Source organism: Staphylococcus canis (assembly GCF_016238445.1).
Lineage (GTDB): Bacteria > Bacillota > Bacilli > Staphylococcales > Staphylococcaceae > Staphylococcus > Staphylococcus canis.
Genome location: NZ_JABANU010000004.1, coordinates 23,327 through 37,396, shown reverse-complemented (window position 1 = coordinate 37,396; position 14,070 = coordinate 23,327). Strand labels below are relative to the sequence as shown.

At 37.9% G+C, this 14,070-nt stretch carries 14 protein-coding genes; 11 read left to right on the top strand and 3 right to left on the bottom strand.

The window, feature by feature from the left end; genetic code table 11:
* Positions 1-4: 4 nt before the first annotated feature.
* The 10 genes from hisG (at position 5) to HHH54_RS02215 (ending at position 7,433) form a co-directional block, all read left to right on the top strand.
* Positions 5-619, top strand: coding sequence for an ATP phosphoribosyltransferase (hisG, locus tag HHH54_RS02260; RefSeq protein ID WP_198617215.1), 615 nt, complete (start codon positions 5-7; stop codon positions 617-619).
* On the top strand, positions 612-1,880 hold the full coding sequence (hisD, locus tag HHH54_RS02255) for a histidinol dehydrogenase (protein WP_198617214.1): 1,269 nt from the start codon (positions 612-614) through the stop codon (positions 1,878-1,880). The genes hisG and hisD overlap by 8 nt, the downstream gene beginning before the upstream one ends.
* Positions 1,864-2,880, top strand: a complete 1,017-nt coding sequence (locus tag HHH54_RS02250; protein WP_198617213.1) for a pyridoxal phosphate-dependent aminotransferase — start codon at positions 1,864-1,866, stop codon at positions 2,878-2,880. The genes hisD and HHH54_RS02250 overlap by 17 nt, the downstream gene beginning before the upstream one ends.
* Positions 2,858-3,433, top strand: a complete 576-nt coding sequence (gene hisB, locus HHH54_RS02245; protein WP_198617212.1) for an imidazoleglycerol-phosphate dehydratase HisB — start codon at positions 2,858-2,860, stop codon at positions 3,431-3,433. Before HHH54_RS02250 ends, hisB begins: the two co-directional genes overlap by 23 nt.
* Positions 3,430-4,023 (top strand): imidazole glycerol phosphate synthase subunit HisH, encoded by a 594-nt coding sequence (gene hisH, locus HHH54_RS02240; protein ID WP_198617211.1) that lies wholly within the window; start codon positions 3,430-3,432, stop codon positions 4,021-4,023. The genes hisB and hisH overlap by 4 nt, the downstream gene beginning before the upstream one ends.
* Positions 3,998-4,702, top strand: a complete 705-nt coding sequence (gene hisA, locus HHH54_RS02235; RefSeq protein ID WP_198617210.1) for a 1-(5-phosphoribosyl)-5-((5-phosphoribosylamino)methylideneamino)imidazole-4-carboxamide isomerase — start codon at positions 3,998-4,000, stop codon at positions 4,700-4,702. Before hisH ends, hisA begins: the two co-directional genes overlap by 26 nt.
* Positions 4,699-5,463: an imidazole glycerol phosphate synthase subunit HisF gene (gene hisF / locus HHH54_RS02230; protein ID WP_198617209.1), complete on the top strand. Its 765-nt coding sequence runs from the start codon at positions 4,699-4,701 to the stop codon at positions 5,461-5,463. Before hisA ends, hisF begins: the two co-directional genes overlap by 4 nt.
* Entirely contained in the window at positions 5,454-6,083 is a 630-nt protein-coding gene (gene hisIE, locus HHH54_RS02225) for a bifunctional phosphoribosyl-AMP cyclohydrolase/phosphoribosyl-ATP diphosphatase HisIE (RefSeq protein ID WP_198617208.1), read from the top strand. The genes hisF and hisIE overlap by 10 nt, the downstream gene beginning before the upstream one ends.
* A 112-nt stretch (positions 6,084-6,195) precedes the next feature.
* Positions 6,196-6,933 (top strand): DUF429 domain-containing protein, encoded by a 738-nt coding sequence (locus HHH54_RS02220; protein ID WP_198617207.1) that lies wholly within the window; start codon positions 6,196-6,198, stop codon positions 6,931-6,933.
* A 65-nt stretch (positions 6,934-6,998) separates the two neighbouring features.
* Positions 6,999-7,433: a DUF2871 domain-containing protein gene (locus HHH54_RS02215; protein ID WP_198617206.1), complete on the top strand. Its 435-nt coding sequence runs from the start codon at positions 6,999-7,001 to the stop codon at positions 7,431-7,433.
* A gap of 81 nt (positions 7,434-7,514) precedes the next feature.
* On the opposite strand, the gene betA is transcribed toward HHH54_RS02215, so the two are convergent.
* Positions 7,515-9,218, bottom strand: a complete 1,704-nt coding sequence (gene betA / locus HHH54_RS02210; RefSeq protein ID WP_198617205.1) for a choline dehydrogenase — start codon at positions 9,216-9,218, stop codon at positions 7,515-7,517.
* A gap of 45 nt (positions 9,219-9,263) precedes the next feature.
* Positions 9,264-10,757 carry a betaine-aldehyde dehydrogenase gene (gene betB / locus HHH54_RS02205; RefSeq protein WP_198617204.1) on the bottom strand — a complete coding sequence of 498 codons (1,494 nt, stop codon included), beginning with the start codon at positions 10,755-10,757 and terminating at the stop codon, positions 9,264-9,266.
* 270 nt (positions 10,758-11,027) lie between these two features.
* Between betB and cudC the strand changes: the two genes are divergently transcribed.
* Positions 11,028-11,588, top strand: coding sequence for a choline uptake/conversion transcriptional regulator CudC (cudC, locus tag HHH54_RS02200; RefSeq protein ID WP_198617203.1), 561 nt, complete (start codon positions 11,028-11,030; stop codon positions 11,586-11,588).
* Between the two features lie 556 nt (positions 11,589-12,144).
* Here the strand turns inward: cudC and HHH54_RS02195 are convergent.
* The gene (locus tag HHH54_RS02195; RefSeq protein WP_198617275.1) at positions 12,145-13,749 is read right to left on the bottom strand and encodes a BCCT family transporter; all 1,605 of its coding nucleotides are present in this window, start codon (positions 13,747-13,749) and stop codon (positions 12,145-12,147) included.
* Positions 13,750-14,070 lie beyond the last annotated feature (321 nt).

Genomic DNA, 14,070 nt, shown 5'->3' with positions numbered 1-14,070 from the left:
CTTTGTGCTTACTATCGCATTAGCTAAAGGACGCTTGCTCAAAAGCTTTATCGCATATTTAGAGGAGCAAAATCAGACCGATCTCGTTCAAGCATTAGAATCAAGAGATCGTCAACTCCAAATTCAAACGGATGACTATCATTTTTTATTTGTTAAAGGCCAAGATGTACCTATCTATGTCGAACAAGGTATCGCAGACATTGGTATTACTGGAAGCGACATTTTAAATGAGCAACAGTATGATGTCAATCAGTTGTTAGCACTTCCGTTCGGTCAGTGTCATTTAGCTGTGGCATCCTTTGACGATACAAACACATATCAAACGATAGCGACATCTTTTCCTAAAATGGCACAAGATTATTTTAAACGCACAGGTCGTGATGTGAAGTGTATTGAGTTATCAGGATCCATTGAGCTTGCGTGTGTTGTCGGCATGGTTGATGGCATTGTAGACATTGTTCAAACAGGGACAACGTTACGTTCAAATGGCCTTGTAGAAAAAGAGACGATCACAGACATTCAAGCACAACTTATTACTAATCGACAAAGTTTTTTCAAACAATCAGCAGCAATCGATGCATTTATTCACACGTTAGGAGTGTCCATTATTGATGTATAATACTCAAACTTTTTTACAAACATATCAATCTACAGCACCACTTGATTTCTCATTACATGATAGCGTTAGTGCAATTTGTGAGCGCGTGAAGGAAGAGGGCGATCGTGCGCTACAGGCTTATAACGTTCAGTTCGATGGAGTTGAAACTACACAACTTGAAGTCCCTCAAGATGCCATTCAAACAGCTTATGAAACCTTAGACCCTGAACTCAAACAAGCGCTAGAACAAAGCTACACACGCATCAAAACGTACCAAGAACGTATCCGTTATAAAAATGGTAACGACTCAGAAGAAATGTATGAAGTCTATCATCCTATCCACTCTGTTGGTATTTATGTCCCTGGTGGTAAAGCGAGCTACCCTTCTACAGTCTTAATGACCGCAACGCTTGCAAAGGTGGCAGGTGTGAAAAACATCACTGTTGTGACACCCCCACAAGAACATGGTATTGCACAAAGCGTTCTTGCTGCGTGTTATATCACTGGAGTAAATCGTGTCTATCAAGTTGGCGGTGCACAAAGTATTGCAGCACTCGCATTTGGTACTGAAAGCATTCCAAAAGTTGATAAAATCGTTGGCCCTGGAAATCAATATGTCGCTTATGCTAAAAAGTTACTATACGGTACAGTCGGTATCGACCAAATTGCAGGGCCGAGTGAAATTGCCTTAATCATTGATGACTCATGTGATTTAGATGCAGTGGCTTATGATGTGCTCGCTCAAGCAGAGCATGATGAATTAGCACGCACATTTGTCATTTCTACAGATAAAGCGCTCTTAACAGACTTAGAAGAACGCATCGCTTCTTTTGCGAAACAAACAGAACGACAGGCGATATTACAAGAAAGTTTAAAACATCATCATTACTTGATTCATACACAAAGCTTTGAAGAAAGTTGTGATGTCATGAATGAAATTGCGCCAGAACATGCATCCATTCAAACACGCGACCCTAAAGCCTATATCCCTTATATCCATTATGTTGGTAGTCTATTTTTAGGCAATTACGCACCAGAAGCTATGGGAGATTATATTGCGGGGCCGAGCCATGTTCTGCCAACCAATCGTACTGCGCGCTTTCAACATGGTCTATCTGTGAATGATTTTCTAACGAAGCATACCGTGATTCACCTATCACCTGAAACGTATGCTAAAACATATCAAAATGCAGCACGTATCGCTCAAGATGAAGCACTATTTAACCATCAACAATCATTACTTATTCGTAAAGGAGGAATTAATCATGATACGCATGAATAAAAATGAAAGTCCGATAAAACCACTTGATGATACACAACTTGCACAAATTATCACTTCTAGTAACTTCCATCACTATCCAGATGAAGAACACGACCGCTTCCGTCGCGCTTATGCAGCATATTATCAAAACTTAAATATGAATCAAATTTGTTGCGGTAACGGTTCAGATGAATTAATTCAAAAATTAATGTTCCATATGCCAGAAGGTCCATGTTTAACGTTTAATCCTGACTTTTTCATGTATCAAGATTACGCTAATCAAACAGATCGTGAGATTTATTTTATTGAAGCAACAGAAGATTTAACATTCCCTCTTGAAAAAGTACAAGCTGAAATCGAACGCATTCAACCAAGTTTCTTTATTTTTAGTAATCCACACAATCCAACAGGTCACCGTTTTGATGAATCTTATGTTGAAGCACTAGCGGACACAATGAAAAAAATTAATGGTTATTTAGTTGTGGATGAAGCGTATATTGATTTTTCAACACCACTTGATATTCCACTTCAAGATCATGTCATTGTGATGCGTACATTATCGAAAGCATTTGCGCTTGCCGGGTTACGTTTAGGTGTATTAATCAGTACTGAAAAAACGATTGCGATGATGCGAGAGATTGAGCACCCATATCCACTCACATCATTAACACTTGCGGTTGCGACACAGATTTTTGAAAATCAAGACGATACTAAAGCGTTTGTCGAACATCAACGCGCACTCAGTCAGCGCCTTAGAGATATTTTAAACACATACGCCAAACCACATATGACAGTCTTTCCAAGTGATACAAACTTTGTACTCACAAGAGGCGAAAAAGCAGAAGACCTTGGCCATTATTTAGAAGAAAAAGGTTTTCATGCTCGTTTTTATGATCCAAAAACAGAATACCCTATGTCAGAATCCGTACGTTACTCAATCGCAACAGATGAAGAATTAGACGCTTTTGAAGCAGCTGTGAAAGAATGGAGTGAACGTCATGGCGTATCAAATCAATCGTGAGACGAAAGAAACCAAAATTTCAATTGAAATTGCTGAAGGTACAACAAGTCATATTCAAACAGGTGTAGGATTTTTAGACCATATGTTAACCCTTTTAAGCTTTCACAGTGGCTTAAGTTTAAATATTGACGTTGATGGTGACACTTGGGTCGATGATCATCATACAACAGAAGACATTGGGATTGTCCTCGGTCAATTATTACTTAAAATGATTAAGGACAAACCCCATTTTGAACGTTACGGCACACAGTATTTACCAATGGATGAAACACTCGCACGTGCTGTTGTAGATATAAGTGGCCGACCATACCTACATTTCAATGCGCAATTCAGTAAAGAAAAAGTGGGTACATTTGATACAGAACTCGTTGAAGAATTTTTCAGAGCGCTTGTCATTAATGCACGTTTAACTGTGCATATTGACTTATTACATCAAGGCAATACGCATCATGAAATCGAAGCGATATTTAAAGCATTTGCGCGTGCATTTAAACAAGCCTTCACACCATCTGAGACAGCGCGCATTCCATCTTCGAAAGGTGTGATTGAATGATTGCAATTGTAGATTACGGTTTAGGTAATGTGCTCAACGTCAAACGAGCTGTGACGTATTTAGGCTATGATGTTGTTTTAACACGTGACTCTAAACAACTGGCCGAAGCAGATATGCTTATTTTACCAGGAGTGGGTCATTTTAAAGTGGCCATGGAAAATATTCAACATTATCAACTTGAAGACTATCTTAAAACAACCGAGCAGCCGATTATTGGTATTTGTTTAGGGATGCAATTGTTGTATGAAAGTAGTGCTGAAGGACATGTTGCAGGACTCGGACTTGTTCCTGGGCATATTAAGCCGATTGAAACACCATATACTGTTCCACACCTTGGTTGGAACACTTTAATCAGTGACGATAAAGAGATAGAACACGACGTTTATTTCGTGCACAGCTTTCAAGCACCTATGGACGAGAAGGTCGTTGCGTATGCCGCTTACGGCACAAATATTCCAGGTATTATCCAGCATGGACGCTACACTGGCATTCAATTTCACCCGGAAAAGAGTGGTGATCATGGATTAGCTATTCTTAAAAAAGCTTTAGAAGGAGGCTTTACACATGTTGAAACTATGGCCAGCCATTGACTTAATCGAGGGGCAAAGCGTACGTCTTACAGAAGGACAGTACGAGACCTCTGAAAAAATGCCGACTTCAGCTGAAGAAAGTATCGCGCGTTATAGCCAATATGATAGTGTTGACCGCATTCATATCGTTGATTTAATAGGCGCCAAAAATCAATCTACTGTCGAATCCAACTATATTGAATCACTGATTCGTCGAACTGATAAGCCTGTAGAAGTGGGTGGCGGTATTCGTAGTGAAGACGCTTTACGTGCCTATTTTTCTGCTGGTGTTGATTACTGCATCGTGGGGACAAAGGCAATACAAGAGCCAAAATGGCTAGAACAGATGAGCCATTTATTTCCTGGGAAAATTTATGTCTCTGTTGATGCTTACAATCGTATGATTAAAGTGAACGGTTGGATTGATGAAACAGACCTTGATTTGATAGAGTTTGCTCAAACAATAGCTCATTATCCAATTGGTGGCATTATTTATACTGATATTTCAAAAGACGGTAAAATGAGTGGTCCTAACTTTGAAACTACAGAACTTTTAGTACGTGCTGTCGATATCCCTGTGATTGCTTCTGGGGGCATACGTCATCAAGATGATTTGAAACAACTCGAATCTATTGGGGTTCATGCTGCTATCGTAGGTAAAGCAGCACATCAACCTTCATTTTGGGAGGGACTCGAATGATAAAAAAACGCATTATCCCCTGTCTCGATGTTAAAGATGGTCGCGTCGTAAAAGGCATTCAATTTAAAGGCCTTCGTGATATTGGAGATCCAGTCGATTTAGCCCTTTATTACAATAATGAAGGTGCAGATGAATTGGTATTTCTTGATATTTCTAAAACAGAAAATGGACACGCTCTTACTCTAGATATTATTCAACGTACTGCAGAGCAACTGTTTATTCCATTAACAATTGGAGGCGGTATCGCTTCACTTGATGATATTTCTCAACTTTTACAACATGGTGCAGATAAGGTTTCTTTAAACTCTGCTGCATTAAAGAATCCAAAACTTATTCAAGAAGCGAGTGACAAATTTGGTAAACAATGTATCTGTATTGCGATAGACAGTCAATATGATGAAGCGTTAGACGATTATTTTTGTTGTACACATGGCGGAAAAGTCCGTACAGATGTCCGTGTTTATGATTGGATTCAACAAGTAGAAGCATTAGGTGCAGGAGAATTACTTGTAACCAGTATGGCATATGACGGTATGAAACAAGGCTTTGATATTCACCACTTGAACGAAATCGCAAAACGCGTAAATATTCCTGTGATTGCTTCTGGTGGTGGCGGAAACGCGCGTCACTTTACTGAGTTATTTACATCAACAAACGTTTCTGCAGGGCTTGCAGCGAGTATCTTACATGATAAAGAAACAACAGTAAATGAGATTAAAACTGAACTTCAACAAGGAGGTGTCCCGGTCAGATGGAATTAAATCCTGACTTTTCAAAAGGACTATTACCTGCAATATTACAAGATGCGGAAACCCAACAAGTATTAATGCTAGGGTATATGAATGAAGAAGCATTTCAAAAAACAATCGAAACCGGTGTGGCATGGTTTTATTCTCGCTCTAAAGAACGATTATGGCAAAAAGGCGAATCATCTGGTCATATTCAAAAAGTAGTCGACATGCATTTGGATTGTGATGATGATACGCTATTACTTTTTGTGAACCCACAAGGCCCTACATGTCATAAAGGGACACAAAGTTGTTTTAACACAGAGATACCGTTCCATCTTAAGCAAGTCGAGAATAGCATTAAAACACGCTTGGCTGAACAAGATGAGCAATCCTATACGAATTACCTCATGCGAGAAGGTATCGAAAAAATCACTAAGAAGTTTGGAGAAGAAGCTTTTGAAGTGGTCATCGCCGCAATGAAGCAGGATCAAGAGGAACTCATTGCAGAAAGTGCGGACTTACTCTATCACCTATCAGTGTTATGGCACGAGCAAGGTATATCTATTGATGATGTTGAGCGAGAACTTGCTAAACGCCACCAAACTCAAAATAATTTTAAAGGTGAACGTGCAGAAATTAAAGAGTGGTAATATCATTGAGGCATTATCTAGTTTTAGATGATGTCTCTTTTTATCGTACTCAACTGATGATGTTATACTGTATTAAAAAAATATTGAGGAAATAATGAAGGAGGGCTATTCATTGCACTATATCGGTATTGATTTAGCATGGACAGATCATAATGAAACAGGTGTTTGTGTCATAGATCATCACGGCACCGTTCAATATATGGACGCTAAAGTATGGTCTGACGCAGAACTCATCTCATTGATTCAACAGTATAACGGTCCATTACGTATCGCAATTGATGCCCCTTTAATCGTTCCGAATGAAAAAGGTGCCCGACAAGCAGAACGTCTATTATCTAAAGATACAATTCATCATCACCGAGTTCGTGCCTTTCAAGTCAGTCAACTGTTTTTAACTCGAACATTCGGACGTATTCGTGGTGCGGACTTACTCGCACAGATTCAGCAATCGTTTCAAGATGATGTCGCGATACATATTAATACTCAATCAGACTATGTCGTTGAAACCTTTCCAACAGCTATAACCGCAAGCCTATTTAGAGCAGATTATCCATTCCATTATAAGGAAAAGAAAGGCGTCAACTTTAAACAAGCAGTAATGGGGCTTCAAAAACTACATGATGCATTAGTCAATTTAGAACAACATGCTCAACTTCATGGTTATACATCACGCATCAATCCAGATTGGCAAACACTTAAACGTCAATCTAAAAAACATATCGAGGATCAACTTGATGCCTTACTTTGCGCATATGGACTGTATCTCATACACCATGACGAAAGATATGAAAGCAAACAATTTGGTGAATCTGAAACAGGTGCAATCGTAATTCCCTTTTTAAAGGTTTAAAAATTCATATTAAGTTCATATTATTAATGTAGTATGAAAATATGATGAATTAAGGAGGATTTTTCATGAAACGATTAATGTACAGTTCAATGATATATACCATTTTAGGAATGTTAAGTGGTATTTTTTATCGTGAAATGACGCGTGCAAATGACTTCAGTGGATACTCACAACTTAACGTGACACATACACACTTACTAACGTTAGGTACAATGATGTTTTTAATCTTCTTATTACTAGAAAGTCGCTTCCACTTAACGCAATATGGCAAATTATTTAATGGTTTCTTTTACGCATACCATGCCGGTGTCATCATTACAGTTGGCATGCAGTTCGTTAATGGTATCGCAACAATTAAAGGCTTTGAAACAAGCCCAGCACTTGCAGGTATTTCTGGATTAGGCCATGTTGTCATCTCATTTGCGCTCGTTTTATTTTATATTTTAATGCATAAAGCGATTAAATCACTACCTCAAAACAAAAAACACCATCGAAACTAAAGAAACGATGATAAAGAGGCATCTTAATAGCGATGTTTCTCTTTATCATCGTTTTATTTGTTATATATGATTTAATTCATTTTAGTAGTGAGATTCAACAGTACCATCATTTGGATCATTTTTACCATGAACATAGTAATCTACATATTCAGGTTCTAATGGTTTAACACCTTTAATGATATCTGCTGCTTTTTCAGCAAGCATTAACACTGGTGAATGAATATTACCATTTGTTGTTGTTGGCATTACTGATGCATCAACAACACGTAAGTTTTCCATGCCGTGTACTTTCATTGTTAATGGGTCTACAACTGCCATTGGGTCAGATGCTGGTCCCATTTTAGCACTACATGAAGGGTGTAATGCTGTTTCTGCATCACGACGTACCCAATCTAAAATTTCTTCATCCGTTTGAACAGATGGTCCTGGTGAAATTTCGCCACCGTTGTATTTATCTAATGAAGGTTGATTTAAGATATTACGTGCAACACGGATTGCTTCAACCCATTCTTGACGGTCTTCTGGTGTTGATAAATAGTTAAATACGAATTTTGGTTTTTTGTATGGGTTTGTTGAAGTGATTTTTAAGTGTCCACGTGAATTTGAGTACATTGGACCCACGTGTACTTGGTAACCATGTGCAACTGGTGCTTTTTGTCCATCGTAACGTACCGCTAACGGTAAGAAATGGAACATTAAGTTAGGATAATCCACTTTATCATTAGAGCGTACGAAACCGCCACCTTCAAAGTGGTTACTTGCTGCTGCACCTGTACGACGTGTTAACCATTCTAAACCAATTAATGGCATTCTTAATTTGTTTAAGCTTGGTTGCATAGATACAGGTTCTTTACTTGCATGTTGAACATAAACTTCTAAGTGGTCCTCGAAGTTTTCACCTACACCTGGTAAATGAATGCGTGGTTCGATACCTACTGAACGTAAGTGTTCTGAATCACCAATACCTGATAATTGTAATAATTGTGGTGTATTAATTGCACCACCTGAAAGAATAACTTCTTTCGCAAGTACTTTGTGTAAACGGCCATTACGTTTGAACGTCACACCTGTTACACGATTGCCGTCAAAGTGTAACTTCTCAACGAATGCACGTGTTTTAACTGTTAAGTTTCTACGTTTCATCGCTGGTCGTAAATATGCACGTGATGCTGACACACGGCGACCATTATGAATTTGACTGTCGAAAGGACCAAATCCTTCTTGACGGTAACCATTTACGTCTTTTGTTTTCTTATATCCTGCGTCAACAGCCGCATTGAAGAATGCTTCAAATAGCGGGTTATCTGCTGGACCACGACGTAATTTAATTGGACCATTTAAACCGCGGATTGGATCGTCTTTATCCGCACCAAATGTTGTTTCTAAACGTTTGAAGTATGGTAAACAATGTGCATAATCCCATGTTTCCATGCCTTCAGGTTTACCCCATTTTTCATAGTCTAATGGATTACCACGTTGATAAATCATACCATTAATAGAGCTTGATCCACCTAACACTTTACCACGTGTATGGAAGACTTTACGGCCTCCCATGTGTGGTTCTTCAGCAGTTTCGTATTTCCAATCGTAGAAACGATTACCTGATGGATACATAAGTGCTGCTGGCATTTGGATGAATAAATCCCAAGGGTAGTCACTACGTCCTGCCTCTAATACTAATACTTTTTTATCTTTATCTTCACTTAAGCGTGCACCTAAAACAGAACCAGCACTACCGCCACCGATAATAATATAATCATACATTTTATCGTATGCCTTACTCATGAAATGTCCTCCTTATCATAGTTTATTTATGATACATACGTTTTATTATTGTTTACCGAACCAATGTACAGGTTCTGATTGTGTGTTTGTTAGAATGTGTTTTGTTTCTAAATATTCTTCTAAACCGTGGTGACCCAGTTCGCGACCGATACCTGATTGTTTATAGCCACCCCATGGTGCTTGTGCGAAGTATGGGTGGAAGTCATTAATCCAAACTGTACCCATTCTTAATTTTTTCGCTACACGGTTTGCTTTATTAATATCAGTTGTAAATACACCGCCTGCTAAACCGTAGATAGAATCATTCGCAAGTCGAACAGCTTCTTCTTCAGTGTCAAAGCCTTCAATTGTTACAACTGGTCCGAATACTTCTTCTTGAACAATGCGCATTGAAGTATCGCAATCTGTAATCACTGTTGGTTCAAAGAAGAAACCATCTTGTAAGTCTTCACGCTCAGGGCGTTTACCACCAACTGCAATTGTTGCGCCTTCTTCTTTCGCAATTTCGACATAGCCTTCAACTTTATCGCGGTGTTCTTTAGAAATAAGTGGTCCAAGTTCTGTTGATGATTCAAAACCGTCACCCATTTTGATGTTGTGAATGCGATCGATTAAAGCTTTTTCAAAGTCTGCTTTAATGTCGTTGTGTACGATAATACGTGAACCTGCTGAACATACTTGTCCTGCGTGGAATAATCCACCGTTTAACGCTTGGTCAACAGCTACTTCGAAATCTGCATCATCAAAAATAATGTTTGGATTTTTACCACCTAATTCAAGTGCAATGTTAGTCACATGGTCTGCTGCTTGACGCATGATGCGTTTACCAGTTTGTAGACCACCAGTAAATGACACTAAATCTACATCTTTATGTGTAGACATGATGTCACCAATGTCAGCACCTGCACCTAATACAAGGTTAATTACACCTTTAGGGAAACCAACTTCTTCCATTAATTCAAACACGCGAATTGTTGTTAATGGTGTGATTTCACTTGGTTTCATAACGATTGAACAGCCTGTCGCAAGCGCTGGTGCAATCTTCCATGACGCTTGTAGTAAAGGATAGTTCCAAGGTGTAATTTGAGTAACTACACCGATAGGTTCTTTCACGATTTTACTTTCTGTGTTTGGAATTGGTGAATTGACAAGCTCTCCACCATCTTTATCTGCTAATCCTGCAAAGTACATGAATACATTATGGATATCATCCATGTCGGCATAAGATTCTTCTAACGTCTTACCTGTGTCCAATGTTTCAAGTTTTGCAAGTTCTTCACGGTGTTCTTTAATTTTGTCTGCTACTGCACGTACTTTTTGACCTTTGACTTCGCCTGTTTCATTCGCATATTCGCCGTCATCAAAAGAACGTCTTGCAGCTAAAATTGCGCGTTCAACATCTTCTGTTGTTCCTTCCGCTACTTCTACAATTACTTCTTGATTGTAAGGGTTAATAATTTTACGTGTGGCTTTATTGCTACTTTCTACCCACTCACCATCAATGAATTGACGACGAGATAAATTCTTTACAAGTTCCATCAAGATACCTCCGTTAAGTTTGTTAAATTTTTATTTAACGAATTTGATGAACTAACTCTAACACATGAATTTCTGAACTGTCAACTCTAGTGTTTCAACCTAGATATGTAAGAAATTATCGTTAAATCTCTTAAAAACATTTTATTTTTTGTTAACAAAGTTGTAAAATCGATGAGTAATGATATTTAATTTAGACAGAATGTTAATAATGTCGCATTTTTCTACAATGCATTTAAATAATGATTATGATGAAATTAAGGAGGTGTAAGAATGACACGTCAATCATCTTATGAAGCTCAACTCGACGAAGCTAAAGATATCGTAATTAACTCAATTGCAGAAACAATGGACTTATATGGTATCAACCGTAGTGTCGGTAATTTATACGGTATCATGCTATTTGAAGATAGTATGACTTTAGATGAAATGCGCAATGAACTACAAATGAGTAAACCTAGCATGAGTGCAGGTGTTAAAAAATTACAAGAGTTCGATATCGTCAAGCAACGTTTTACAAGAGGCAGTCGTAAACAACACTTCGAAGCCGAAAAAGATTTCTTTGAGTTTTTCAGTAACTTCTTCCCGCAAAAATGGAAGCGTGAAAGTACGATTAACATGGCCGCTTTACGTGAATCGGAAGCTATTATAGATCATATTATTAATGCTGACGATGTTGATGCTGACACAAAAGCAGAAGCGATTGCGATTAAATCACATATGGAACACTCACGCGTCTATTATGAGTGGTTAGATCGTATTAGCGAAGCTGTTCAAACTGGTGAGATTTTCAAATATTTTCCAATTCCAGAAATTGAGAAAGATGAATCGTAATTCTACATGACACATTGAGGTTATTGTATGCGTATAAAACGAAAAATTTATCTTGTCTTAACGAAAAATTTATCTTGTCTTATTGATGATTACTGCAATTATTTTTTATATTATTGTTCCTCAAATTGTAGGTCACAATGATTTCAGCGTACGTGTATTTCAAATTATACCGTTTTTATTTTTCGTATTACTTTTATTCAGTGATAACAATAAATAAATCTATTTCAAATCAAAAAAAACGCTAGTTTCGCACTAGCGTTTTTTGTATGCGTTCACCTTTAAATCAAAGCTAATCGCCATTGTCCAGTTTTCTTTTGTCTATGTACGAAAGGCAACTTGCTATGGCCTAACGCGCTTTCCACAAAAATTCTTGACGAATTTATTGCGTAAAGTTTGTTAGGCTACGCAAGCTAAACGCCTTTCTTCCATTTTCTTTTATTGTCTACTTCCCACTGGCAGCGTTCTAAGCTATAACCTCATCCTCCTCAAATCTTTTCAAGATTTAGCGGAGGCTTCTGTTATAGTACGAACGCTAAACGCCATTGTCCAGTTTTCTTTATAGATTATCGTCTTCTTTGTCTTCTCCTACGCGAAGGATGCGTAGTGAGCGACGTTCGATACGTTTGAATCGTTCTGCACGTGTTTGTAGTGCGATGCGGTCGCCTGACAGGATGTACATAAATGAGATCATTATCATGATGAATATGATGATAAGTGGTACACCTGCGACGATAGAAGCCGTTTGTAAGATACTTAACGCTTCTTCTCCTCCGACTAACATTAATGAGAATGGGAGTAAACATAACGCAAACGCCCAGAATAAACGGTTCCAACGTAATGGTTCTTCGTCAACTGATAATTGTGTTGCTGAAGCTACGATATATGATGCAGAGTCAAATGTTGTCACTAAGAATAAGAACGCTGATAAGACAAATAATCCTATTAACACAGGTGAGAATGGTAAGTGATTAATTACTTCGATAATTGTTGCTTCTGTGCCGTATTGGTTTAGATAGTTAATGACATTAAATTGACCTGATAATTGTAAGTACGCCGCAAAGTTACCGAAGATACCAAAGAATAGCACACACCCTAATGTACCATATGCGATTGTACCTAAAATAACCTCTTTTAACGTACGTCCTTTTGAAATACGGGCGATAAACAGACCAATAAACGGTGAATACACGAGCCACCAAGCCCAATAGAAAATTGTCCATTGTTGTGGGAAGCCTGTTTCTTCACGATTACCTAATCCTCCGAAAGGCTCAAGCCAAGTTGCCATTTGGAAGAAGTTTTTCAACATATTCCCGAAACCTGTGACTGTTGTTTCCATAATGAAAACAGTTGGCCCTACAATAAAAATAAATCCGAGTAGTACGAATGATAACCACACATTCAAGTCACTTAATACTTGAATCCCTTTTTTGAGTCCTTGATATGAACTATATGAAAAGACAATAGTAATACCAATTAATACGATACTTTTCACGAGCATACTTTGACCATCAATGCCAAATAACTTTTCAAGACCTGCTGAAATCATAGGTACACCTAAAGCGAGTGATGTAGCTGTACCACCAATCAGTCCAAAAATAAATAAAATATCGACAAGTTTACCTAAAAACTTATCTGTTTGCCCTTTTAAAATTGGGCGACATGCTTCACTAATACGGAACACTGGTTGCTTTTTAACGAATACTAAATACGCAATCGGTAACGCCGGTAAAACGTAAATCGACCAAGCAATCGGTCCCCAGTGGAACATACCGTACATTGTCGCATATTCTAATGCTGTATCACTTAATGGTTTTGCGCCATGTGGTGGTCCTTGGAAATAGTACGCCCACTCAATGACACCCCAGTATAAAATATCCGATCCGATACCTGCACAAAAAAGCATGGAAGCCCATGCGAAGTCACTAAATTCTGGTTTATCACTTGCACGGCCTAATGTGACAGAACCATATTTTCCGAATGCGATATACATTACAAAAGCAAAAATGGCTAAACCAAGAACTAAGTATACAGCCCCAAGTTTTGACGTCACAAATTCATTCATTGCGATAACGACAGAGCGACTTTGATCTGGAAAGACCATCATCGGTATAACTGCGATGAGTAACACAAGTGCCGCACCACAAAAGACAAACCAGTCCATTTGATTAGACTTTTTTTGCAAAATAAAACACCCCTTGTACGAAATATTATTTTAAATCCCTAATACAATGTTCTGGACTCAATCACATTTTTATACATGCTTAACATTATCTAAAAATAATTTTTAATGCAAATTTCATACATATGTGTTATTTGCTACTTTTGAATATATATAACTTTTCTCAATTCTAAAACGTCTATAAAACGCTATTATAAACTACATTAATAACGTTAATAATTTATTTAACTTTATTAATAGCGCATTTTTATTCTTATAAAATGAATAAATATTTATTTTGAGAAGCAACAAAAAACCCCAATA